At 34.3% G+C, this 24,782-nt stretch carries 25 protein-coding genes, 2 riboswitches and 1 other annotated feature; of the genes, 19 read left to right on the top strand and 6 right to left on the bottom strand.

Features of this window, described 5'->3' with window-relative positions:
* The first annotated feature begins 87 nt into the window (after positions 1-87).
* The 6 genes from D1606_RS11295 to D1606_RS11315 all read left to right on the top strand — a co-directional run bounded on the left by D1606_RS11295 (position 88) and on the right by D1606_RS11315 (position 5,749).
* Entirely contained in the window at positions 88-795 is a 708-nt protein-coding gene (locus D1606_RS11295) for a YjjG family noncanonical pyrimidine nucleotidase (RefSeq protein WP_119416117.1), read from the top strand.
* Between the two features lie 244 nt (positions 796-1,039).
* A riboswitch (cyclic di-AMP (ydaO/yuaA leader) is annotated at positions 1,040-1,185 on the top strand.
* Positions 1,186-1,304: 119 nt separating this feature from the next.
* A complete protein-coding gene (locus D1606_RS11300) occupies positions 1,305-3,134 on the top strand; it encodes an APC family permease (protein ID WP_119416118.1) in 1,830 nt (609 codons plus the stop codon).
* A 123-nt stretch (positions 3,135-3,257) separates the two neighbouring features.
* Complete coding sequence (locus D1606_RS18755) at positions 3,258-3,419, top strand: hypothetical protein (RefSeq protein WP_158582362.1); 162 nt, start codon at positions 3,258-3,260, stop codon at positions 3,417-3,419.
* A gap of 53 nt (positions 3,420-3,472) precedes the next feature.
* A complete protein-coding gene (locus D1606_RS11305; RefSeq protein WP_119416119.1) occupies positions 3,473-3,895 on the top strand; it encodes a GyrI-like domain-containing protein in 423 nt (140 codons plus the stop codon).
* 114 nt (positions 3,896-4,009) lie between these two features.
* Positions 4,010-4,792: a tyrosine-protein phosphatase gene (locus D1606_RS11310; RefSeq protein ID WP_233548085.1), complete on the top strand. Its 783-nt coding sequence runs from the start codon at positions 4,010-4,012 to the stop codon at positions 4,790-4,792.
* Between the two features lie 84 nt (positions 4,793-4,876).
* Positions 4,877-5,749: a DMT family transporter gene (locus tag D1606_RS11315; protein WP_119416148.1), complete on the top strand. Its 873-nt coding sequence runs from the start codon at positions 4,877-4,879 to the stop codon at positions 5,747-5,749.
* Between the two features lie 37 nt (positions 5,750-5,786).
* On the opposite strand, the gene D1606_RS11320 is transcribed toward D1606_RS11315, so the two are convergent.
* The 4 genes from D1606_RS11320 to asnB all read right to left on the bottom strand — a co-directional run bounded on the left by D1606_RS11320 (position 5,787) and on the right by asnB (position 9,043).
* Positions 5,787-6,221 (bottom strand): GNAT family N-acetyltransferase, encoded by a 435-nt coding sequence (locus tag D1606_RS11320; protein WP_119416120.1) that lies wholly within the window; start codon positions 6,219-6,221, stop codon positions 5,787-5,789.
* Positions 6,222-6,317: 96 nt separating this feature from the next.
* Positions 6,318-6,632 carry a DMT family transporter gene (locus D1606_RS11325; protein ID WP_119416121.1) on the bottom strand — a complete coding sequence of 105 codons (315 nt, stop codon included), beginning with the start codon at positions 6,630-6,632 and terminating at the stop codon, positions 6,318-6,320.
* Complete coding sequence (locus D1606_RS11330; RefSeq protein WP_119416122.1) at positions 6,632-6,970, bottom strand: DMT family transporter; 339 nt, start codon at positions 6,968-6,970, stop codon at positions 6,632-6,634. The genes D1606_RS11325 and D1606_RS11330 overlap by 1 nt, the downstream gene beginning before the upstream one ends.
* A gap of 57 nt (positions 6,971-7,027) precedes the next feature.
* Positions 7,028-7,127, bottom strand: a riboswitch (guanidine-I (ykkC/yxkD leader).
* A gap of 77 nt (positions 7,128-7,204) precedes the next feature.
* On the bottom strand, positions 7,205-9,043 hold the full coding sequence (gene asnB / locus D1606_RS11335; RefSeq protein ID WP_119416123.1) for an asparagine synthase (glutamine-hydrolyzing): 1,839 nt from the start codon (positions 9,041-9,043) through the stop codon (positions 7,205-7,207).
* 176 nt (positions 9,044-9,219) lie between these two features.
* Here asnB and D1606_RS11340 point away from each other — a divergent pair, with 176 nt between their 5' ends.
* The 3 genes from D1606_RS11340 to D1606_RS11350 all read left to right on the top strand — a co-directional run bounded on the left by D1606_RS11340 (position 9,220) and on the right by D1606_RS11350 (position 12,651).
* Positions 9,220-10,149, top strand: coding sequence for a 1,4-dihydroxy-2-naphthoate polyprenyltransferase (locus D1606_RS11340; RefSeq protein ID WP_119416124.1), 930 nt, complete (start codon positions 9,220-9,222; stop codon positions 10,147-10,149).
* 179 nt (positions 10,150-10,328) lie between these two features.
* Positions 10,329-11,702, top strand: a complete 1,374-nt coding sequence (locus D1606_RS11345) for an MATE family efflux transporter (protein WP_119416125.1) — start codon at positions 10,329-10,331, stop codon at positions 11,700-11,702.
* A 91-nt stretch (positions 11,703-11,793) separates the two neighbouring features.
* Positions 11,794-12,651 carry a putative RNA methyltransferase gene (locus D1606_RS11350; RefSeq protein ID WP_119416126.1) on the top strand — a complete coding sequence of 286 codons (858 nt, stop codon included), beginning with the start codon at positions 11,794-11,796 and terminating at the stop codon, positions 12,649-12,651.
* Between the two features lie 20 nt (positions 12,652-12,671).
* Here the strand turns inward: D1606_RS11350 and D1606_RS11355 are convergent, their stop codons facing one another.
* The gene (locus tag D1606_RS11355; protein ID WP_119416127.1) at positions 12,672-13,145 is read right to left on the bottom strand and encodes a VanZ family protein; all 474 of its coding nucleotides are present in this window, start codon (positions 13,143-13,145) and stop codon (positions 12,672-12,674) included.
* 153 nt (positions 13,146-13,298) lie between these two features.
* Here D1606_RS11355 and D1606_RS11360 point away from each other — a divergent pair, with 153 nt between their 5' ends.
* From D1606_RS11360 to D1606_RS11400, 8 genes are all read left to right on the top strand, one after another.
* A complete protein-coding gene (locus D1606_RS11360) occupies positions 13,299-14,348 on the top strand; it encodes an SEC-C metal-binding domain-containing protein (RefSeq protein ID WP_233548086.1) in 1,050 nt (349 codons plus the stop codon).
* Positions 14,349-14,681: 333 nt separating this feature from the next.
* The gene (locus tag D1606_RS11365; RefSeq protein WP_119416128.1) at positions 14,682-15,566 is read left to right on the top strand and encodes a DUF7662 domain-containing protein; all 885 of its coding nucleotides are present in this window, start codon (positions 14,682-14,684) and stop codon (positions 15,564-15,566) included.
* Between the two features lie 647 nt (positions 15,567-16,213).
* Positions 16,214-16,819, top strand: coding sequence for a lysophospholipid acyltransferase family protein (locus tag D1606_RS11375; protein ID WP_119416130.1), 606 nt, complete (start codon positions 16,214-16,216; stop codon positions 16,817-16,819).
* A 121-nt stretch (positions 16,820-16,940) separates the two neighbouring features.
* Positions 16,941-17,228 (top strand): helix-turn-helix domain-containing protein, encoded by a 288-nt coding sequence (locus tag D1606_RS11380; RefSeq protein WP_119416131.1) that lies wholly within the window; start codon positions 16,941-16,943, stop codon positions 17,226-17,228.
* A gap of 242 nt (positions 17,229-17,470) precedes the next feature.
* Positions 17,471-18,019 (top strand): signal peptidase I, encoded by a 549-nt coding sequence (gene lepB / locus D1606_RS11385; protein WP_119416132.1) that lies wholly within the window; start codon positions 17,471-17,473, stop codon positions 18,017-18,019.
* A 21-nt stretch (positions 18,020-18,040) separates the two neighbouring features.
* On the top strand, positions 18,041-18,514 hold the full coding sequence (locus D1606_RS11390) for a low molecular weight protein-tyrosine-phosphatase (protein ID WP_119416133.1): 474 nt from the start codon (positions 18,041-18,043) through the stop codon (positions 18,512-18,514).
* A 243-nt stretch (positions 18,515-18,757) separates the two neighbouring features.
* Positions 18,758-19,471, top strand: coding sequence for a YebC/PmpR family DNA-binding transcriptional regulator (locus D1606_RS11395; protein WP_119416134.1), 714 nt, complete (start codon positions 18,758-18,760; stop codon positions 19,469-19,471).
* 251 nt (positions 19,472-19,722) lie between these two features.
* A complete protein-coding gene (locus tag D1606_RS11400; protein ID WP_233548087.1) occupies positions 19,723-20,298 on the top strand; it encodes a YdcF family protein in 576 nt (191 codons plus the stop codon).
* 100 nt (positions 20,299-20,398) lie between these two features.
* Here D1606_RS11400 and D1606_RS11405 read toward each other — a convergent pair whose 3' ends face one another.
* Positions 20,399-21,433 (bottom strand): YecA family protein, encoded by a 1,035-nt coding sequence (locus D1606_RS11405; RefSeq protein WP_158582363.1) that lies wholly within the window; start codon positions 21,431-21,433, stop codon positions 20,399-20,401.
* 213 nt (positions 21,434-21,646) lie between these two features.
* On the opposite strand from D1606_RS11405, the gene D1606_RS11410 reads away from it, so the two are divergent.
* Positions 21,647-23,344, top strand: a complete 1,698-nt coding sequence (locus tag D1606_RS11410) for a M3 family oligoendopeptidase (RefSeq protein ID WP_119416137.1) — start codon at positions 21,647-21,649, stop codon at positions 23,342-23,344.
* 61 nt (positions 23,345-23,405) lie between these two features.
* Positions 23,406-23,677: a binding site (T-box leader), on the top strand.
* A 106-nt stretch (positions 23,678-23,783) separates the two neighbouring features.
* Positions 23,784-24,644: an SAM hydrolase/SAM-dependent halogenase family protein gene (locus D1606_RS11415; protein WP_119416138.1), complete on the top strand. Its 861-nt coding sequence runs from the start codon at positions 23,784-23,786 to the stop codon at positions 24,642-24,644.
* Positions 24,645-24,782 lie beyond the last annotated feature (138 nt).

A 24,782-nucleotide genomic window follows, 5' to 3' on the forward strand; every position in this document is an offset into this window, starting at 1 on the left:
AAGATTACAGTCTACTCCAATACAATAACGATTCAATGTTATTTCTCTTTTATTTCTGTTATAACTATTAGTATTGGGGGAATGACTATGAGCAAGTACAAAACATTATTATTTGATATAGATGATACTTTACTAGATTTTTCTTCAGCTGAAGATGAGGCTTTACATCGTCTCTTTGCCGAAAATGGTTTAAGTTTAACAGACGAAGTAGAGAACCGATATAAAGAAATTAATGGAGGTTTGTGGGCAGCATTTGAACGGGGAGAAGTTTCTCGAGAAGAGATTGTAGACACGCGCTTTGAACGCCTGTTTAACGCTTATGGTAAGAGGGCTGATGGTAAAAGATTAGGTTCTCGCTATCAACAATTTTTAGCAGAAAATCACGATTTGATAGAGGGAGCATCTGAGTTAATCCAGAGTCTTGCTTCCGAATTTGATTTGTATATTGTGACAAACGGTGTCTCAAAAACTCAATATAAACGTTTACATGAATCAGGTCTTTATTCGTTTTTCAGAGATATATTTGTTTCAGAAGACACAGGTTATCAAAAACCAATGAAGGAATACTTTGATTATGTATTTTCACATATTACATCAATTGATCAATCTTCGACTTTAATTATTGGTGATTCACTTTCTTCAGATATAAAGGGAGGTTTAAATGCTGGTATTGATACATGTTGGTTTAACCCAAAACATAAGGTGAATCTTACACAAGATCAACCAATGTATGAAATTGAACATTTAGCAGAATTGCATAAAATATTACAAAGACAAACTACATCCACTCAGTAAATCAAAAGTGCATCATCAAAAATTGATGCACCTTTTTGATAAATAACATAAAGAAATATTTCTGACATATGTCGAGGAGAATTTTGAGTGGCTTTGTCAGTTGATGTTTTAGAACTCATGAAATAAGACAGTAAATAGATACTTCTTGAAAAATAATCTTAAATGCCTAGTAAATTTTTGTCTTACAGTATTTACTTTTTCAAAAAATGAGAGTAGTATAACTTCACAATTTAAAAAGTTTCATATTTCTAAATCGCTGAAGTAAATACGCGGGGGAACCAATTTTGGGGTGTATGATATACATCCTTGGGGTGAATCCTTTATATAGGTAGGGCTACTTCGAGGCCCGAATCCGACAGCTAACCTCGTAAGCGTTATAGGAGAAGAAAAATGGAGCTTGCTAGACAAACATCTATGTCTACAAGTCTGTTTTGTTATGACTTGTAGGCTTTTTTCTTTTTCTTTCAGCTAGAAATACGAAACACATTCTAGTGAAGAAGGTGTTTTAGTTGAAATTATCATTGAAACGAATGTTAATAGGTAGACCTTTAAAGTCAACCGAACTAGGAGAACAAAAGTTAAACAAAACAAAAGCGCTTGCCATTTTGTCCTCTGATGCGTTGTCTTCAGTTGCCTATGGTCCTGAGCAAATATTGATTGTCTTAATGACTTTAGGTGCTGCAGCTTTTTGGTACTCTATTCCAATAGCATTTTTGGTCATCATACTGTTAGTTGCTCTTATACTATCGTATAGACAAGTGATTTTTGCATATCCACATGGTGGTGGAGCTTATGTCGTATCAAAGGAAAATTTAGGAGTAAATGCGGGCCTTATAGCCGGTGCTTCACTTTTAGTGGACTATATTTTAACAGTAGCTGTTAGTGTTTCAGCAGGTACAGATGCGATTACATCAGCATTTCCAGAGCTACATGCATATAGTGTAGAGATGTCAGTTCTATTTGTACTCATCTTAACCATTATTAATTTACGAGGAATTACTGAATCTGCATCTGTTTTAGCTTATCCTGTCTACTTGTTCGTTGCATCATTGCTTATATTAATCGTTGTTGGAATATATAAAATTGCTACAGGTCAGGTATCTCCAGATCTTCATGCATCGATTGGAACTCCTGTGGCTGGTATTAGTTTGTTTATCTTGTTAAAAGCTTTTGCTTCAGGAAGTTCTGCTTTGACTGGGGTAGAAGCAATATCAAATGCTATTCCAAATTTTAAAGAACCTGCACCGCAAAATGCATCTAAAACTTTAATGGCAATGGGTGGATTATTAGCGATACTATTTTCTGGAATTGTCTTTCTTGCCTATTATATGGGGATTAGTCCAAGTTCGACTGAAACTGTAGTATCCCAAATAGCAAAAGAAAGTTTTGGTCGTACAGTTTTCTATTTTGTTATTCAAGGAATGACAGCGCTCATCTTAGTACTCGCAGCAAATACTGGATACTCTGCTTTTCCATTACTTGCCGTTAACCTATCAAAAGATAAGTATATTCCTAGAATGTTTCAAGTTCGTGGCGACCGTTTAGGTTATTCAAATGGAATCATTTTCTTAGGTGTCTTTGCTGTCATCCTTATATTAATGACACAAGGATCAACAGAACAGCTCATTCCATTGTATGCTGTAGGGGTTTTTATTCCGTTTACATTAGCGCAAACAGGAATGATGGTGAAGTGGTGGAAGGAAAAACCAAAGGGCTGGATTGGAAGATTTATCATTAATACAGTCGGAGCCTTTATCTCTTTTGTTGTAGCTATGATTTTCTTTATCACTAAATTTGATCATGTTTGGCCAGTTCTAATCTTTTTACCAACACTTATTTTCGTTTTTCATCGAATTAAAAATCACTATACCTTAGTAGGTGAACAACTTCGAGTTGACCAATTGAATAAAGTGCTTCCTAAAATTGAGGGGAATGTAGTTTTAGTGCCAGTAGGTGGAATCAGTAAGGTAGTTGAACATTCAATAAGCTATGCAATGTTACTCCACCCAGAACATTTAATCGCAATATATGTAGCATTTGATAAAGAAGAGATGCACGCCTTTGAAGAAAAATGGGCACATAGATTTCCTGATGTGAAATTATTGACGTTGTATTCACCATATCGGAGTCTAATATCACCATTAACAAAAGTAATCGATAAAATTGAGCGCAAGACAAAACAAGAAAATCGTCAAGTTTCTATTGTTATTCCTCAATTTATACCTAAGAAAGGTTGGCATAATATATTGCATAACCAATCGAGTCTGTTAATACGAACATCCTTATTATATCGAAAAGACGTTGTATTAATCACAGTACCATATCATCTAAAAAAATAAATGGATGATGCTGAGTTAATAATCGTGTGTTTTTTAGAAATTAGGGAATAGTAACATTATGAAATCTGCTTTATGCAGTAATTAGACTATAGAAATGCTAATACGTAAAGGAGTGAGATTCCAATGAGGGTATTTGTGTTTTATTTTGGATTAATCTTATTAGTATTAGGATTAGCACATCCACTAGGAATAGTGGATTCTGACATATTTAAATATATTCTTTACGTTGGGATTATTGCTTTTGGAGTTGGTGTCTTGCTGTTACCTAATAAGGAATATAAGTGAATGAATTTTGGAAAGAGCTCCATCTTTGAAAAGCGTCGGTATGAGGTGACAAGATGTTCGCGAGATTTGAAGAGATTGAAGGTTTTATCGTAAAAGGATACGCAATTATAAACGGTCAAAAAGAAGACCTACCAATTCAATGGAAGAAACTTGAGGCAGAATTAAAAAAATCAAATATTCACCCGAAAATTAAATATGGCGTATATATATCAATGGACGACGAAGGTTATCATTATATAGCAGGAATAGTATCTAATGCCGCAAAAGGATTGAGTGATACAGACCAAGTATTAGTTGCGGCAGGACGGTATCTTGTCGGCATAGTAGAGAATGGTGTTGAAGGAATCCCAGCAAGCATTGAAGCATTATTGAATGTTAAGGGGATTAAATTCCGACATGCGCCATGCTTTGAAAAGTTTCATGAAAAAGATGGAACAGAGAAAAGTGAAATTGAAATTTGGATACCAATTGAATAATTATTGATTCTTGAAATAAAAGCCACAGTATACCTCTGTGGTTTTTATTTTTGAATGCAATTCTGTTAATCTATCTTAAAAGGATATTATTTTGATTAATGGGAGGGAATATATTTGGCAAATAAGGATAAGTCGTACAATCTTTCTTTTGAAAAAGTGATGAATTTTAGAGATATGGGTGGCTATGAGACCAGTGATGGAAGGAGAGTAAAGAAGGGGATATTTTATCGTTCAGGTGATTTGTCTAGAATGACCGATAAAGATAAAGCCCTTTTAGAATCATTAGGCATTCGCACAATTTTTGATTATCGAGATGATGATGAAGCTATTGCAAAGCCCGATCCGACGTTTAAAGATGTGGCCAATATTCGTATTCCTGCGAAGAGAAATGATGGAATTAAAATGCCATCGGTTACATTAAAGGATATAGATAACAAAAAGTTTTTAGAGCGTATCAATGCAGATATTTTCACTGAGATGTATAGTCAATTAGCCTTTAACAATCCTTCTTATCAAAAACTAATAGAGATTATTCAAGAGCCAGACCGGCTTGGGATTTTACATCATTGTGCTGCAGGAAAAGATCGTACAGGAGTAGGAGGGGCATTAATATTATTGGCGTTGGGTGTTCCACGAAATCTAATATTAGCCGATTATCTATTGACAAATGATTATATGAAACCAATGAGAGATGCAATGATACCGATATTAACTAAGCATTTAAATGAAACAGAAATGCGTCGATTTGGAGATATCATGAGTGCGAAAGAAAGATATTTGGAAGCAGTATTTCAAGCCATTGATGAAAAATATGGAGATGAAAATCGTTTCTTTGAAGAAGAATATGGCTTGGATTTTTCGAAACGCCAAAAGTTGCAACATTATTACCTTGAATAAGACAACTTAAATTTTAAATATTTTATATTTTCTAAAAGTGTTATGATATATCTAATAATTTGGATTTAGGAAGGATTTATGAGATTGAATATAAATGCAATGTTGAAGATGACACTCGCAATGGCCATATTCGGATCTATCGGATTTTTCACAGTGAATACAGGTATCCCGGCAGAAGAATTGGTTTTCGTACGATGTATTTGTGCGACGTTATTTCTATCTGGGGTGTGGTTCTTTACCGGTAGTTATAAAACGGAAAAGTGGTCGCGTAAAGAAGTTTTACAAACGATGTTATGTGGCGTTTTTTTAGTTATGAATTGGGTTTTTTTATTTAAAGCATTCAATGAAATGTCGATATCAGTCGCTATTTCTATTTACAATTTAGCACCTATTTTTGTACTGATTTTAGGTAGTTTATTCTTGAAAGAGAAGATGTCAGTAGGTTCTGCAATTGCCGTAGCTGTTTGTTTTTTAGGAAGTATATTCATCATAGGGATAGAACAGTTTACATCGATTGAAACATTCTTTAATTCAGGCTTTGTATGGGCGATTCTATCAGCTTTTTGTTATGCAATGACGATGATAGTTGGTAAAGGAATTACACATTTAAGTGCATATGCGATGACTTTTATTCAGACGATTATTGGTATTGTAATGTTATTGCCTTTTATGGATTTTTCAGTTTTCGATGGGCTAACTAAATGGAATTGGTTTTATATTTTAGGAACGGGATTGATACATACAGGTATAGTATATTATCTATTCTTTGATAGCTTACGTAATTTGCCGACAGTTATTACTTCGGCGTTAGTATTTGTGGATCCTGTTGTTGCTATTTTACTTGATATTTTAATATTGGATTTTAGACCTACCATGTGGCAAACACTTGGAATTGTATTCATATTCGTAGGTATTATTTTTACTTTATGGAAGCCAAACCGAACTGCTTTAGAATAATTAGGACACTTAGCTTTTCCTTAAGTGTCCTAATTATTTAAACTTCTTTAACCATTAATACATGTTCAATACCTGCATCAAGGAAGATACCAGACTTAACTTCATATCCTAATTTTTCATAAAAACCTTGAGCTTGTAACTGTCCGTCAAGTTTTACTTTAGAGGCACCAAGTTTCTTGGCCTTATCTTCTAATGCTTGAATGATGATACGACCGACTCCATGTGAACGATATTCTTTAAGTACAGCCACACGTTGCAGTTTACCAATACCGTCAACAAGTCTAACTCGTCCAGTGCCAATTGCTTGGTTTTCATCTGTTGTAACAAGAAAGTGATAGCATTCCCCACCAAGATGATCGTAAGAATCGATTTCTTCTTCTTTAGGGACCTTTTGTTCTTCTACAAATACCTTCATGCGAATTTTAAACTCTCTTTGTAAATCCTCTTGAGTTGTAATTTCAAAAACTTTCATGAAATTCCCTCTTTCTTCTGATATTCAATAACAGGTCTATAATATTGCATATTATATATGAAAAATGTTTGAAAGTAGAGTAATAGATATACGTCTTTATGAAATAAGTTTTAAACCGATTGCTGCAAATAAAATCATACAGATGAACATAATACGTTTCCATTCTTTTGATTCTCCAAAGAATAACATTCCGATTATCGCACCACCTGAAGTACCAATACCAGTCCAAATAGCGTATGCAGTGCCCATAGGAATAGTTTTCATCGCAAAAGACAATAGCATAAGACTTAAACCAAAGCTAACAATCAAAAATATAATAGTAGAGAGAGTTCGTTTTTCTTGCCAGCGATTCATCATAGCTACACCAAAAACTTCTCCCAAACCGGCAATGATAATAGCCAACCAAGCCATTAGACTTCACCTTCCTTTTGGCCTTTTGTAGTGATTGCTTTCAAGCCAATAACACCCGTCAATAAAAGTATTAATAGTAAGACCTTTGCTAAGCTGATTGATTCCCCAAAAAAGAGAATACCTACGATGACTGTGCCTGCAGTCCCGAGACCTGTAAAGACGGTATAGACCGTTCCGACAGGTAAAAATCGACCGGCAAGCAACAAAAGATAGAAAGTGAAAACTACAGCAAAAGCAGTTCCTCCCCAAGCCCAAACGTTATGGGAGTGTTTTAAACCAACTACCCATAAAATTTCAAATAATACAGCTAGTAGTACAATCAACCATTGTTTTTTCATCTTTTACCATTCCTTCCTACATAAAAAAAGCCTAAGAGAAAACTGAACGAATCAGTAATCTCCCAGGCTTTTATCCTTCCGTGGCATAGCATATATGCTATGTGATTTCTCTTGGACCAGACCAAGCAGTGCTTACGGAACCCTAGAAATCATTGTGTTATTAAGTTGATATTATCTTAGCAAATGAGACGATTTGTTTCAACAAAACTCTCTTTGATATTGTGGTGGTGATACTTATTTAACTAAATTAATATTATATTCTTCGAACCAGAGATGAGTCTGTATTAAATAGGCAAGTAATTGTGGACCTGTCATTAATTGACCAAACCATGGTGCGGAAAAAGATGCTCCACCTGATTCAATAAGCGAATCTAATTGTTCTTTGTTAAAGAATTCGAGAAGTACGGAGTTTTTGTCCTCTAAAATAGAAGAAAGCCATTTTCCTACTCCTTCTGTATATGCAGGATTATGTGTTTTTGGATATGGATTTTTTTTGCGATAAAGTACTTCAGACGGTAATATATCCTCCATTGCTTTTCTAAGGACACCTTTCTCCATATTTCCGCAATTTTTGATTTCCCAGGGAATATTCCACACATATTCGACAAGATGGTGATCAGCAAAAGGCACACGTACTTCAAGCCCTGCACGCATAGTCGTACGATCTTTTCGGTCCAATAGAGTAGGCATAAACCAAGTCATATTCAAGTAAAACAATTCTCTTCTTTTTGCATCAGCAAGCGATTCATTTTCTAGAATAGGTGTTTCTTTTCTAGCTGTTTCATAGGCTTGTTGTACATAATCTTCAATATTCAATTTTTGACGCCACTCAGGTCTTAATAACTCAATCCGCTCTTTTGTAGATCGCATCCAAGGGAATCCTTCTGTTTCTTTAGCAAAAAACCAAGGGTATCCACCGAAAATTTCATCTGCGCATTCACCAGATAAGCTTACTTTAAAGTTCTTTTTAATTTGTTTACTAAACCATAGTAAAGATGAATCGATATCGGCCATTCCAGGCATATCTTTTGCATAAACGGATTCTGTAAGTTCTTTGATCAAAGTTTCTTGTAAGATGACTTCAGAGTGATGAATTGTTTGGAAAGTTTCAGACATTTTGTTAATCCAGAAAGTATCATCTGATCGTTGAAAATCATTAGCTTTGAAAAATTGTGCATTGTCTTCGTAGTTAATAGAATAAGTATGGAGGGGTGATTTGTCCGTTCCTTTGAACTTATTTGCAGCGATTGCAGTGATAATACTTGAATCGAGGCCACCAGATAGCAATGTACAAATTGGTACATCTGATACTAGCTGTCGTTCGACAGCATCTACAACTAAATGGCGTACCTTTTCGACAGTTTCATCAAAAGTATCTTCATGGACTTTACTTGTAACATTCCAATAACGATTTATTTTTAGACCATTTACGTCATATTTTAGGAAATGTCCTGGACGTAGCTCTTTAATATGTTTGTAGATAGTTTTACCAGGTGTGTGGGAAGGACCTACGCCAAATAGTTCAGCTAATCCTTCATAACCAACAGTCGCGGGGATATCCGGGTGGGCAAGTAATGCTTTTATCTCCGAGGCAAATAATAATTGATGTTGTATGTCACTGTAATATAGAGGCTTTACACCTAGTCGGTCACGTACTAAAAATAAACTTTTTTCTGTAGAGTCCCATATACCAAAGGCGAAAATACCGTTAATCTTATCTACGCATTCTTCGCGCCATTCGATATATGAAACGAGTAACACTTCCGTATCAGAAGTTGTTTGAAAATGATAGCCTCTTTGGATCAATTCATTTCGTAAATCATCTGTGTTATACAGTTCACCATTATACGTAATGGTATAATGATGACCGCTTTTTTCATAAGTCATTGGCTGCTTTCCACCTTCAAGATCGATGATGGCTAAACGTTGATGACCAAATGCAATTGGTCCATCACACCAAATGCCATCTGCATCAGGGCCCCTTTTTTGTAGTGTGTTTGTCATTGTATGTAATAAGGGTAATTGTGTTGTTAAGTCTTTTTTTAAATCACACCAACCAGTAATTCCGCACATATGATCACATCCTTAAATCTTATTGATTTTTCATTCTGCATTATATGTAAAAATCATTAAAAGTGGCATAAAAATTAGAGGATGTTTGGAAATTTATGAAGAAGCATTTTTGGCACGAATGAAAAAAATCAGTTAATATAGAATAGTTGTAGATAAAGATTGAAAGGAAGTAGATTATGAGTAACAATCGTAATCAACAAATAGAGGAGATTAGTACAGCAAAGCTGATGTGGCAATTAACGCGTCCGCATACTTTAACGGCAACATTTTCGCCTGTAATTTTGGGGACAGTACTTGCAATGTTTGATGTCCAAATCAACTGGATATTATTTATTGCTATGCTTGTATGCTGTCTATGCCTCCAAATTGCAACCAACTTATTTAACGAATACTACGATTTTAAACGAGGATTAGATACAGCTGAATCTGTTGGAATTGGTGGGGCATTAGTACGACATGGCACAAAACCTCAAACCGTATTAAATTTTGCCTTACTATTATATGCAATTGCTGTTATTCTTGGCATTTATATTTGTATGAGTAGTAGTTGGTGGCTTGTAGCTATTGGCGTAGTAGGGATGGCAATTGGTTACTTGTATACTGGAGGACCGTATCCGATTGCATATACTCCATTTGGTGAATTATTCGCTGGCCTTAGTATGGGATTTGCATTTGTATTAATATCTTATTTTATCCAAGCTGGAAGTATTAGCATGACAAGCCTTCTTGTATCGATTCCGGTCGGTATTTTAGTAGGCGGTATCAATATGTCTAATAATATTCGAGATATAAAAGAGGATACTCTCGGTGGTAGAAAAACTTTAGCGATTCTTGTAGGTAGAGAAAATGCTATTAATCTATTAGGACTATCTTTTGTGATTGCATATGCATGGATGGTTGTTTTAATCATAATGGGAATTGTAAGTCCATGGCTACTGGTGGTATTTATCAGTATTCCTAAGCCTATCACTGCTATTAAAAGCTTTAAAGAGGGAGAAAAAGAACCAGCGAAATTAGGACTTGCTATGAAGTCAACGGCAATGACAAACACATTTTATGGTTTATTATCTTCAGTAGGTCTAATTTTAAGTTACTTTTTTGCATAAAAATTGGTGGATTTCTTTAAACGCTTTCATGTAGTAAAAATAAGAACTTTTTGAAATATGTACTTTTAAATTCGTCGAGTATTCGGCGAATTTTTTTCATATTCGATAGCGTAGTAGGATAGGATATGATACGATACACACATTGTTTCAAAATTCAATAAAGAAAGAAAGGCGATGACATGGAACAAGTAATGAAAAGAAACGGTTCTAAAGAAAAATTAAGCTTATTCCATTTAACATGGCCCATTTTTTTAGAAGTATTTTTATTTACATTGATGGGTGTAGCAGATACATTCATGCTTAGTGCTTTAGCAGATGATGCAGTGGCAGGTGTAGGTGCGGCCAATCAATTTATTCATATAACAATATTAATATTAGAAGTGATTGGTAACGGTGCGTCGATTGTGGTGGCACAATATTTAGGTTCTAAAAGATACGAAGAGGTTCCCAAGATTGCAGCTGTTGCTATTTCGATGAATCTTGTTATTGGATTGGTATTAAGTACATTTTTTGTGCTCTTTTCAAAGCAAATGATGCTTGCAATGAATTTGCATGGCGATGTACTGATATATGCAGATAAATATTTAGCAATCATTGGTGGCGGAATATTCTTACAAGCATTGATCAATGCAGCAGCAGCCATTGTACGTGTACACGGTTGGACTAGACAAACAATGTATGTATCCGTTGCGATGAATGTACTACATATTATTGGAAACTATATTTTAATCTTTGGTAAATTTGGTTTTCCGGAATTAGGTGTTCAGGGTGCAGCAATTTCTTCAGTTATTAGTCGTGTCATCGCACTTGCGATTTTCTTCTGGTTATTGTATCAGGCTCTAGAATTTCGAATTGACTTCAAATATTATTTAGCTTTACCAAAGGAATATATTAAGAAAATCTTGGCGATTGGAATTCCTTCTGCTCTTGAGCAAGTGCTCTATCAGGGATGTCAAATTACGTTCTTATATTATGTTACTTTTTTAGGTTCAGAAGCATTAGCTGCTCGACAATATGCTTATAATATTTCGATGTTTACATATCTATTTGCTATGGCAATTGGTTCTGGTACAGCAATTATTGTTGGCCGGTATGTTGGAGCCAATCGAAAAGACGATGCTTATGAACAACTATGGACTAGTGTGAAATGGGCAATTTCTTTTACTCTCGTGATGGTAGTTTTTGTTATGATTTTCAGGTACCCATTGATGAGAATATTCACAGACAATCCTGAAGTGATTAAAATCGGGGCTTCTGTTTTGCTTTTAAGTGTTTTACTGGAGACAGGGAGAACATTTAATATTACGATTATAAACACGTTGCGAGCAGCGGGAGATGCAAAATATCCGGTTGTGATTGGCTTCTTCTCAATGGTGTGTATGAGTTTAACATTGGGTTACTTCTTAGTCTTCCATTTGCATTTAGGACTTGTTGGAGTTTGGCTTGCGATTGCTGCAGATGAGTGGTGCCGTGCTATACTTGTATTCTTTAGGTGGAAGAGCCGCAAGTGGGAACGTTATGCACTTGTATCGCCAAACAAAGTGGAACACTAGTAGAAAGTACTTCATCGATATCTAAAAGATATGTCTACAAAGAAAAGTAAGTTATATACTAATGAAAGAGAAGTTTAAACGAGGTGTTTTCATGGGATTATCGAGAAAGGTAGCAAGTGCAAATTATATGAGAGAACAACAAGCAATCTTTGCTTGTCCTGTTTGCCATGAGAAAATGGAAGTGACTGACGAATGTGTAGTGACATGTGAAAATCATCATACATTTGATATCGCAAAACAAGGATATGTAAATTTTATGACGCACGCCGCTACATCCATGTACGGCAAAGATTTGTTTGAAGCACGAAAGCAAATTATAGGAAGCGGTCTTTATGCACCTTTACATCAAGCTATAGTAGAATTATTACTAACATTTAAACAAGATATCAAAGTTCTAGATACTGGTTGTGGTGAGGGTTCTCATTTAGCAAAGATTAAACAAAAGTTTGAAGATGCAATAGGTCTGCAAATGGTCTCAGCAGGAATTGATATTGCAAAAGAAGGTATTATTACTGCTGGAAGAAACTATGAAGAGATGATTTGGTGTGTAGGAGATTTAGCAAAAAGCCCATTCCAAAAGTCTAGCTTTGATGTGATCTTAAATATTTTATCCCCAGCAAATTATAAGGAATTCCGACGGCTTTTAAGTCCCAATGGCTGTGTGGTAAAAGTAGTACCGCAAAGTGGATATCTTCACCAACTACGTGAATTGTTTTTTGCTGATTCAGATAAAGAGTCTTATTCAAACAATCATACAGTAGAACGATTTAAAGAAAACTTTAGTAACGTTACTGTGCAAAGAATTACTCAAACAGTCGCCATCAATGAAGAACTTGTGCCTATGTTATTGCACATGACGCCAATGGGGTGGCACCAAGTAGCTGCTATTGATCAAACTAGAGTGAAAGAAATCACGATAGATTTAGATATATTAATTGGAAAAGTATAAATAAAAAGTCCACAAAAGAATTACGCTTTTGTGGGCTTTTTTCGTATGAGCTTTCTAATAAATATAAAGATTACTATAAATGTAATAGCACCCGAAGTATCTAACAAAACATCTTGAAAAGAGGCTGATCTACCTGAGGTGAAATATTGATGTGTTTCATCCATTATTGCAAATAGAAATGACATTAATATAGAAATAAGTATTCGTTGTTTGAAGTTGGATAGTGCTAGTAAAATGGCTATTCCGATTGCACCAAATGTAACGAAATGTGCTGCTTTTCGAATTAGAAATTCTAAAAAGTAATAGTAGCCTCTTGATTCTACAGAGATTTCCATCCCGTAATAATGAAAATGTAATTTTGATAGAAGTGGTTCAAGGGGTTTACTTGGAAAATATGTTTCTAATGTAGGAACAATAGATTGTTGCTCATACGTTTGACTTGATGAGATAAAAATAACCAACAATAAAATGATTAAAGGAATAAATTTTTTCATAAATAAACCGTACCACACATACGCAAAGTTTTCATTGATTATTTAGTAAAAGTAAAGGTTCTATAAGTAAATCTTTCTAATAATTTAAGGGTAGAAAAAGGGTTATTTGCCATGAGGTCGGGTTGTAACTCCATCAATCAGTAACTTTTGATAATGAAAGAAACATGTTATGCTTATACAGCACTTAAAAATAAAGGACGTGTTAAAATGCCAGGACGTAATGATCCATGTCCATGCGGTAGTGGTAAAAAGTACAAAAAATGCTGTGCCTTAAAAGAAGCAGTTACAGTTGAAGAGGTATATGCAGAAGAACTTGAACGGGTTTTACAGACATTCTATGATGTCTATCCGTTAAGAAAAGACTACAGAGCTTACGGTGAAGTTGCAGATAAATGGCAAAAGGCTGTCGGAGCATATTTAGTGGAAGATATGATTGAAGCAGTTGCAATGGATGCTTTCTTTTTCCATGAAAGAACCGATATTTGGACAGGCTATTTACAAAAGACAAAAAAAGAAACTGTAAGACCATCGACATTAGCAGTACTTAATACTTGGGATCATCCAACAATGATGGTTGCTAAAGTTATTGATGTAGAAGAAAAGTATATGGTTGTTCAAAATATTTTAACTGAAGAAGTAGTTCACTTACGTCGTGAAGGTGATAAACCGATTCCTGTTGATGTTCATGTATTTTGCTTTAAATTACCAGATGGTTCAAACGAAGAAAACCATTACTTAGCTGTTTCTAGCATGATTTTCTTCCCGAAAGATCATCATGAAGTATTTGAAAAACTTGCTACTGAATATAAAGGCCAACATCAATTTGATGAAGAAGGATTCTGGAAAGAACATTCTTTAAGCTTTTGGAAGGACCTTGGGGAGCATGGATTTGAAGGCGGAGAATTTACTGATTTTGAAGCTGATGTATTCTTAAAAATTCTAGAATTTTTGGAATCCCATGATCGAAATCCAAAAGAAGTATTAGATATTGTAGAAGATTATGTTGTGGAGAAACAACCGAAAGCACGTAAGGCAGTTGCAATTGCAGCTGGTGCTATTCGATTTGGAGGAGAAGTGGGGCTATTTGAACCTGTAGAAATCACAGTCAAAGATTTAGCGGAACAATTCGGCGTTTCCACTTCTTCATTGAATAAGTATTACAATGAATTAAAAGAATATTACGCAGAGAAAAAAACTTTTTAAGACATAGCTTGCCTTAGAAATGGTGGTCTTGATTTGATCACTGCAGGAACTATATAGCTGATATTTTTACAAAGAGAAGAGGCCGCCCCGTAAGTTTTTACTTATGGGGCAGCCTCTTTCTTAATTATTCTCATCGTTCACGAGATTTCGTTTGCTTATTTTAAGTTAGCTGTCATTTGTCAGCAAATTTATTATCGTTGTTATAATCTCGAAATGGCGGACTAATTTGAATATGTCTTCCACTTCTTTTTGCAGAAAGAATATTTAGAATTTTTAGTACAATAATGTTAAAATAAAACAACTTAGAACTTCCAATATGAAGGGGTAATTTAGATGGCCAAACATAACGTACAAGGCAAATATTTTCCGTTATATAAATATCTTTTACAACAGGAAGAGAAACATGTTGTACTCACATTTGAAGAAATAGAAGAAATCATACATGCAAAATTACCGAAATCTGCATACAAATATCAAGCTTGGTGGGGAAATACTAAAAGCGGCACGTATGTTCAAGCAGCTGCATGGATTGAAGCTGGTTTTCGTGTAGATACTATACAGTATGGTCGGTGTATTGAGTTCGTAAAAGTATCAAAGGAAATCTTAACAAAAAAGAAGAATAGGATAATTAGAGAGGCATTGATTTCTAAAACAATTCCTACGAAAGATACACCATATAGGGAGAGTGAATCTCTTCGTAATATTATGGAGAAATTGAATAGTGCTCAACAATTCTTTGAAGAAAATAGGTATCGGCATTTTTCTGATGAATCATTATTATCTCAATTCGAAGTGTTATGTGAATGTCGACGAATTTTTGGAAAAGTTGATCAAGCTATTAACTACATGGCCATACAATTGATGCAGCAATACTTAATAGAAAAGCACTTATTAAAATTAGTTCATTCACAGATTAAAAAACAGGACGAATTTACTTTTATATTTGAAGAACAAGCACCGAATGGAGAAGAAGTTGCTGCTATTTTAAATACTACTCCAGAAACTTTATCTTCCGAATTTAATCCGAGTCAGCGAAGTATATTCTTTCAGGACTGTCGGTTACTAAGCAAGACTAAAGCAACAAGGCGATATTATTTTGTGACAGATGAATACGTTTATAATATTATAGAAAAAAAGTACAAACAATTTCTTGAATCTATTCAACTTATATTATTGCCGAAAGTGATTGATGATAAATACTCACTTCACGCTTGGTGAATATTGAAGATTCAAACAATAAGGGATAAGATTAGTTTAAAAGTTCTAAAGGAAAGAGGTGCATAACATTGTTTAAAAGGTTACCACTTTATTTGATTTTGATAGCAATTGGTTCACTTTGTATTACTTTTGGGGTAACAAAGGATATACCACTTAATATACAGTGGATATTACTAATTGGAGGTACTTTATTAAATATTATAAGCTTATTTGCACTGATGATCTTTCTTGCAAAAACAGATAGTAAAGTAACCAAATCCAAATTTAAATAAGATAATTCCCTTAAATGGATTTGTGATTTTACCCACGCACAGTAGACATAATCAAAGAATTATAGCTATGTTCCTTTAGTAAATTTCATGTATTTTTCTACATAAACAATAATCGTTGCTCGAAATCCTATTAGTATTTCTTAACTAACTTAAAATGTTTGAAAAAACAAATTATTTTTTAACAAATTTTGTACAATTGGTACACATTTTGAAAAATTAGATTACAATATAAATTAAGGGAAATAGAGAATAGATTCATATATGAATCATCTATCATTTTTTAATTTAAGTAAGATACATTTTACATGTATAGGTTAAGCAAGAATATATAGAACAGGATGGTTTCATATATTCTTGAGAGTTAGGAGTAAGAAAGTGTATAAATTTGTAGGTTTATTTGTTGTAAAGTTTTTAGGCTTATTTAATAAGGTAAAGGTTTATAATAAGCGTTATTTGCCAGCAGAGGGTGGCTATGTAATTGCTTGTACACACACTGGATGGATTGATATTTTGAATCTTGGTGTTTCTATTTACCCGAAACCAATTCATTTTATGGCTAAGAAACAGCTCTTTGATCATAAACTACTTGGGTGGTTTATAACAAAGATGAATGCTTTTCCAGTAGATCGTGAAAATCCTGGCCCCAGTGTTTTAAAAGTACCTATGAAGTTGATAAAAGAAGGAAAAGTCGTAGGAATTTTCCCGAGTGGTACAAGAAATGCAGAAGGCGCGTCTTTGAAACAAGGCGCTGTTACAATTTCTCAACTTTCAAAAGCGCCTATTATCCCAGCAGCTTATATTGGACCCAATTCACCAAAAGAGGTTTTTGTACGTAAAAAAGGATATTTAATCTATGGGGAACCTTTTTATGTTACAGCAAGAGGGAGAGAAGGTAGGGAAGAATTTACACATTACTTGGAGGAGCAACTAGTTACTTTAAAAGAGCAGCTAGAAGAAAAAATTTCACAACAAGAACATTAATTCTTTCGTATCTGTTGTATCTTAGGGCAATATTACTTTCTTCTAAGTTCAATGATTTATTTTATAAAGTAACGAAATAAAAGAATACTGTAGAACACAATTTCTTTTAAGGGGTGGTTAGATGGTTTCTGTAGATTTATTTGAACGGGAAGATGATAATGTTGAAAGGGAGAAAACTCCTTTGGAAGTGATGGCGGAAAAGCGTAGTCAAATCATCTTTAAACAGCGCATGTCAGTGGGATTAACACAATCAGAATTGGCGGAACGTGCGAATGTCACACAAAAAACTGTAAGCCGAATTGAACGTGGAGACAGTAAAGTGAGAGAAACTACTCTACAGAAGGTGTATGAGGTTTTGGGTATTACAGAGAAGCATTTAGAAACTTTGAAAGAACAGCCGAATACATAGCAGGCGTGATCTTCTTCAAGAGGATGTCTATTTAAAGCATATTAAGCTAAATAGACATCTTTTTTTGTTGATTTGAAACACGTTACAACCAATTATTAGATACATAAAAGTCTAGCTATTAGCTTATGAAAGCACAGTTTTATTTAATTTTATCAATATTCGATGACAGAACTCCAATAAGGGTGGCATAATATTGATAGCTATATAAAAAATTGAAGCCACAAATTAAAGGGTGAAATAAAATGGAAAAAAGAAGTCTCAGTAAAGAAGTTTTATCATGGATATGGCCAATTCTAATTGCGGTCGTTATTGCGGTTTTATGTAGACAATATTTGTTCTCACCGGTAACTGTTAAGGGTGAATCAATGGAGCCTACATACGAAAATAATAATAAAATTATTATTAGTAAGACAAGTCATATTGATCGTTTTGACATAATCGTTTTTGAATCTCCTGTAGAGGATGATCATTATATTAAACGCGTTATAGGTCTACCGGGTGATACGATTAAAGTAAAAAATGATAAGCTATATATTAATGGAAAAAAATATAGTGAACCTTACTTGAAAAAAGGTATTCAAGAGTATCAAGATATGGGGGATCATTTTACAGAGGATTTCACATTAAAAGAAGTGACTGGTGAATCTAAAGTTCCAAAGGATACTTATTTTGTCTTGGGGGATAATCGTCAAAATAGTAGTGATAGTCGTGAATACGGATTTATCAAAAAATCATCAGTAACAGGCGAAGTCAAATTTCAATTTTATCCATTTAAATTTAATGATAAATAATGTTTTTAGAGGAGCTTAATTATGCAAATAGGTGTGTTATTTGTTTGTTTAGGAAACATTTGTAGGTCACCAATGGCTGAAGCAATATTTCGTAATCTTGTAAATGAACGTGGGATAGAAGAGCGATTTATTATCGATTCGGCAGGTACAGGTGATTGGCATATAGGAGAAGGGCCACACCAAGGAACAGTCAAAAAACTTGCTGAGCATAATATTTCTACTCAAGGGATGTATAGTCGGGAACTAAAACGAAATGATTATGATCGATTTGATTATATCGTTTGTATGGATGAAAGCAATATTCAAAATGCATTACCAATGCTAGGGCAAAAGGATAGTTTAAAGGTTTTTCGCTTGCTCGATTTGTTAGATGTTCCTAAAGATGTACCGGACCCATATTTTACAGGGGATTTTGAAGAGACCTATCAGCTATGCTTAAAGGGCTGTAAAGCATTATTGCAGAAAATTGAAGAAGATAATAATATGGAGCATTAATAGAAAGTTAGAAGTAAAGTAGACTGTAGAAGACATTATTGTATTTTTTAATTGATTAATAGTAAGAATTAGAATTACTTTTAGTACAATATACTCTTACCTATGACAGTTTTCTCTTTTTACAAATATACAAATTATTTTTATTATAGTGTATAATACAACAGTAAATTAATGTCCTAAACTATATGGGTGTTTACCCATTCTTAATTTATATATATATTATATTGAAAGAGAGTGAATCCAATGGGACGTAAATGGAATAATATTAAAGAGAAAAAAGCTGCAAAAGACCAAGGAACAGCACGTATCTATGCGAAATTTGGCCGAGAAATTTATGTAGCTGCAAAACAAGGTGAACCAGATCCAGAATCTAATGGAGCATTAAAAGTTGTTTTAGAACGTGCTAAAACATACAGTGTACCAAAGCATATTATTGATCGCGCTATTGAAAAAGCAAAAGGCGGCGGCGAAGAAAACTACGATAACCTACGTTATGAAGGTTTCGGTCCTAATGGTTCAATGATTATTGTTGACGCTTTATCTAATAATGTAAACCGTACAGCAGCAGATGTACGCGCTACTTTTGGTAAAAACGGCGGTAACATGGGTGTCAGTGGCTCTGTAGCATATATGTTCGATGCAACAGCAGTTTTTGCTTTAGAAGGTAAATCTGCAGATGATATTCTAGAAATTCTAATCGAAGCTGATGTAGATGTTCGCGACGTTTTCGAAGAAGGCGATTCAACAATTATTTATGCTGAACCTGATCAATTCAATGCGGTTCAAGAAGCATTAAAAGCACAAGGTATTACTGAATTTGGTGTTGCAGAGTTAACAATGCTACCACAAACTGAAGTTCAACTAGAAGGCGAAGATCTTGAAAAATTTGAAAGACTTATTGACCTTTTAGATGATTTAGAAGATGTTCAACAAGTTTATCACAATGTTGAAATGTAATACGTATCATAATTTATAGATATTAAAATCCAGTGGTTTTGTCCACTGGATTTTTTTAGGCTAATTTTCAGAAAAATATTGAAAATTTTAAGTAAGTAGATGGAAATATCCAGTACTAATAACTTATACTATTGATAAGTTAGCTTTTAGGAATTGTTCGAAAGGATTAAACTTAAAGAAGTAATAAGTTATTATTGAGATAAAATAGCTTGATCTGTAATTGTATCTATTAAAAAGAAGGTGACATTGAGGTGAGGAAGAAGCTTATGGTAATCTTACTGATTTTTTGTATACCTATCTTATTCTTTTGGACTATCACAACCTTATGGTTAATAGATGGAGAAAAACCAAAAGCAAATGGAAAGTACAAATATGTTATCGTTCTTGGAGCGAAAGTGAAAAGGGGAGCCATTCCTTCAAAAGCATTGGCATTTCGTTTAAATGCGGCATTAGATTATGCTAAGCAATATCCGGACATCCAAATTATTGTTTCAGGTGGTCAAGGGCCGGACGAAGATGCGACTGAAGCTTCCGTTATGAAACAATATTTAATCGATCGAGGTTTTCCTGAATCTCAAATTATCGTGGAGGATCAATCTACGTCTACTTATGAGAACTTACTAAATTCAAAGGAAATTGTTGGGGATGAATTGAAGGGGTTAACAATTGTATCGAGCGATTATCATTTAGCTCGTGCCAAAATGCTCTCTAAGGAACTGCATATAAAATGTGATGTTATTTCGGCGAAAACACCTAAGAGTATTGAAAACAAAGTGAGATTTCGAGAACGTTTCGCGCTTTTAAAATCTTTCGTAACAGGAAAATAGAAACTATGTTTAGTACAGATTCTAGATTAATAATTAGAGCATTTCGATAAATATAAAAATGCGCCTCCTGAGAATCCTCAGAGGCGCATTTTTTGTGGCATTATTTAGCAAGAAATTCAGTTATTTGATCACGATATTTAGAAATAGATGATGCGGATACTCCAAAGTATGCTGCAACATCTTTGACTTTGGTTAAACCACCTTCAGAAATGGCGCTATTTGCTTGTCCAGCTAGAACAGCACCTGCAGCAACTGTTTCTGCTTTTTTCGCTTTAATAGCTGTATTTTCTAAGAAACTTGTAAGAGATTCTAAGAATTCAGCTGCATCAAGTTTATACTCATTTACATATTTGTTAACAAATTCTAGTACTTCTGTAGTAAATGGAGCCATTTCAGTTGAAGTTTCTTTGGTTGCTGCAACTTCATCCTTAACGTCTTTTGTAGGATCTGTTGGTTTTTCGTTTACTTTAGAATTAGATTCGTTTTTGTCTTCTAAAAATGTTTTGTATAAATCCATTGAATCGGCATAACCATTTTGAAGTTTTAGACGTAAAGCTTCTACGATGTTTTCCTTTTCATTTGGCAAGAAAACTACACTACTTGTTGCAGTTAGTCCATTTTCACCTTTACGTGCATCTGGCATGAAAATACCAAACAACCATTTACCTGAGAACGTTTTAGCAGGTGTTCCGTTCATTACATAGCTTTTATTTGTCACAATATCTGTAATAGCTATTACTTCAGGACTTTGGGAGTCGACTCTAGCAAGCATAAAGACAGGTTGTAACCATGATTGTAATATGTCTTTTACTTGTTGGCGCATTTGTTTAGTTATTTGTTTATTTATATAATTTTGCCAAAGCTCTGGGTGATCAATGTAAATATATGTTTCCATTGCTATTGTATCAAGTAATTTATCTGTAAATGCATGATGCAAAGTGTTTTGCCAAAGATGATTTCTCTTTTCTAATTCATGATAATTTGCAGAATGGAAAGTTTCCTTGACAAATCCTTCTACAATACGATCGATTTCTTCACTAACAATCGTAGTGATATCGCCTAGCGCATTTTTACCATGACACTTTTTGTATTTTTTGCCACTGCCACATGGACAAGGATCGTTACGACCTACCAATGTAAAGCACCTCTCTTTAAAAATTGGGCATAAAATTAGGTTAGCACAATTTCGTGAAAAAAATAAGTGTTTTCATTATACTATTTTGAAATAAGGGGTTATTTCCAAAAAAATAGCGCATATTTCACATCATCAGTTGCATTTTATCAGAATATAATAAATAATTAACCTAATACTTCGAACTTCGAAAAATATAAGAAAAGGGGAATGACTTTGGTTACTTTCAAAGATTATGAATACAAACGTCCGAATCTTGAAGAAGGGAAAAAATACTTCTACGAGCTTTTAAAGGAGTTTAATAGTTCAAAGTCAGTTGACGAACAAAGTAAAGTTATTGAAAAAATTAATGCCTTTCGTAATGATTTTTCAACTCAATATAACTTAGTATATATTCGTGCTTCTATAGATACTAACGATGAATTCTATCAACAAGAACGAGATTTTTTAGATGAAAAAACGCCTGAAATGGAAGAACTGACAACAGAGTATTATAAAGCGCTCTTAGCTTCTCCTTTCCGCAATGAATTAGAAGATAAGTGGGGTGCTCAATTATTTGATTTAGCTGAAAATCAAATTAAAGGTTTTGCACCTGAAATTATGGAACTCATGCAAAAGGAAAATAAACTAAGCTCTGAATACTCTAAACTTGTAGCTTCGGCTCAAATTTCTTTTGATGGCAAAGAGTTAACGTTAGCACAATTAGGACCTTACACAGAGTCTACAAATCGAGATGTACGTAAGGCTGCAACAGAAGCTCGTTTTGGCTTCTTTAAAGAACATGAGGAAGACTTCGACCGTATTTATGATGAACTAGTTAAAGTGCGTCATCAAATGGCTCTTAAACTAGGTTTTAAAAACTACGTAGAACTCGGCTATGTATTGATGAATCGCATTGATTATAATGCAGAAATGGTGAAAAATTATCGAGATCAAATCCGAGATGTTGTAGTACCATATGCGACACAATTACGCGAAAGACAAGCAAAACGAATTGGTGTAGATCAACTAAAATTCCATGATGAAGGTCTAAAATTCTTAAGTGGTAATGCCATACCAAAGGGAACACCTGAGTGGATTGTTCAAAACGGCAAGAAAATGTATGAGGAATTATCTCCTGAAACAGCAGAATTCTTTAACTTTATGATTGATAGAGATCTTATGGACTTGGTTGCAAAGAAAGGGAAAGAAGGCGGTGGTTACTGTACATTTATCGAAGATTATCAGTCACCATTTATCTTCTCAAACTTTAACGGAACATCAGGTGATATTGATGTATTAACACATGAAGCAGGCCACGCATTCCAGGTATATACTAGTCGTAATATTGGCATTCCAGAATATATTTGGCCAACATACGAATCTTGTGAAATCCATTCAATGAGTATGGAATTTTTCACATGGCCTTGGATGAAACTATTCTTTAAAGAAGATACAGAAAAATATAAATTCTCTCATTTAAGTGAAGCCTTATTATTTTTACCATATGGTGTAGCGGTAGATGAATTCCAGCATGTAGTTTATGAAAATCCAGAAATGACACCCCAAGAGCGTAAAGAAGCTTGGAAGAAAATCGAACAGACCTATTTACCACATCGTGACTATGATGGTATTGATTATTTAGAAGGCGGCGGGTTCTGGCAACGTCAAGCACATATTTATAATAGTCCGTTTTATTATATTGACTATACATTAGCTCAAGTATGTGCATTCCAATTCTGGAAGAAATCTCGTGAAAATCACGAAGAAGCGTGGAAGGATTATATCCACCTATGTCAATTAGGCGGTAAAATGTCATTTACAAAACTAGTAGCTGAAGCAAATCTTGAATCACCATTCAACGAAGGATGCGTAGAAACTGTTATGGAAGCAATTAAAGAATATTTAGATGCAGTACAAGATGATAAACTATAAAAAATTTTCAAACAATTCATTGACATCCATACTAATTAGCTATACATTAATAGTTGAAATATGAAAAGCGATGATGAGAAGAAGTAAATTGATTGTATTTCTTAAAAGAGAGCTTCGGTAGCTGAAAAGAAGTAGGAGTTGATCAATTGAAAGATGGCCTCTGAGCTCTGTTTCTGAACTTGCAATAAGCAATAGTAGGATACAGCGGGATTTGATACCCGTTACCTATATCACAGTCTAGAAGCTATTTTGCATTCTGTACTGATGGAGGCTACTTATGTGAGTAAGTGGCAAATAAAAGGTGGTAACACGAGTATACAACTCGTCCTTAACAATCAAAATGATTGAGGGGACGAGTTTTTATTTTTATTGGGAATGATCAGCTCGTTTACTTCTAATGTTCCTAGGTAGATATATTTTCAATAAGGAGATGTTTCAAATGGGAAAAGGGTTACTTGTATTACAATCAGATTTTGGTATTAGTGATGGTGCGGTTAGTGCGATGTATGGTGTATCACATTGTGTAGATCCTGATATTAAAATATATGATATTACACATCAAATTCCACAATTTAATATTTGGGAAGGAAGCTATCGTTTGCTACAAACAGTGCAATATTGGCCAGAAGGAACTGTATTTGTGTCTGTAGTGGATCCAGGGGTTGGTTCAGACCGTAAAGCAGTTGTTGTAAAAACAGTGAATGATCAATTTATTGTAACACCTGATAATGGGACATTAACTCATATAAAGCGTTACTATGGCATTGCGGAAATTCGTGAGATCGATGAAACGATTAACCGTCTACCGAATTCAGGTGAATCTCATACGTTTCATGGCCGTGATATCTTTGCCTATACGGGAGCACGCTTAGCTGCAGGAATTATTTCATTTGAAGAAGTAGGCCCAGCCCTTAAAGTTTCAGATATTGTAGAACTGAATATTAAAGAATCTACGATAGAAGATGACATTATTACTGGATTTATCGATATTGTGGATAAACCTTTCGGAAATTTATGGACAAATATTCGTCGTAGTCTGTTTAAACGATTAGCAAAAAAATATGGAGATACCTTTGAGGTAACGATTAGTACGGATAATCGCAAAATTTATCAAAGTATTATGACGTATGGCCATTCCTTCGCAGATTTACGTGTGGGTGAGCCACTATTATATATTAATTCATTGGATAATGTAGGGATTGCGATTAACCAAGGCTCTTTTGCAGATGCCTACCATGTTGGGACGGGTACGAATTGGGTAGTTTCTATTCGCAAGGCGCCGAAGATTATATATGCATAATCTAGTCAAATTGGGGAGTATAGTTTTATATGTAAGATGGAATCTGCTATAAGGTAGATTCTTTTTTTATGGATGTTGTTATTTCCTGTTTTTTAGAGTATAGCGTATACTTAAACTATGAGAATAACAATTCGGTAA

The organism is Rummeliibacillus sp. POC4, assembly GCF_003576525.1.
Classification (GTDB): domain Bacteria; phylum Bacillota; class Bacilli; order Bacillales_A; family Planococcaceae; genus Rummeliibacillus.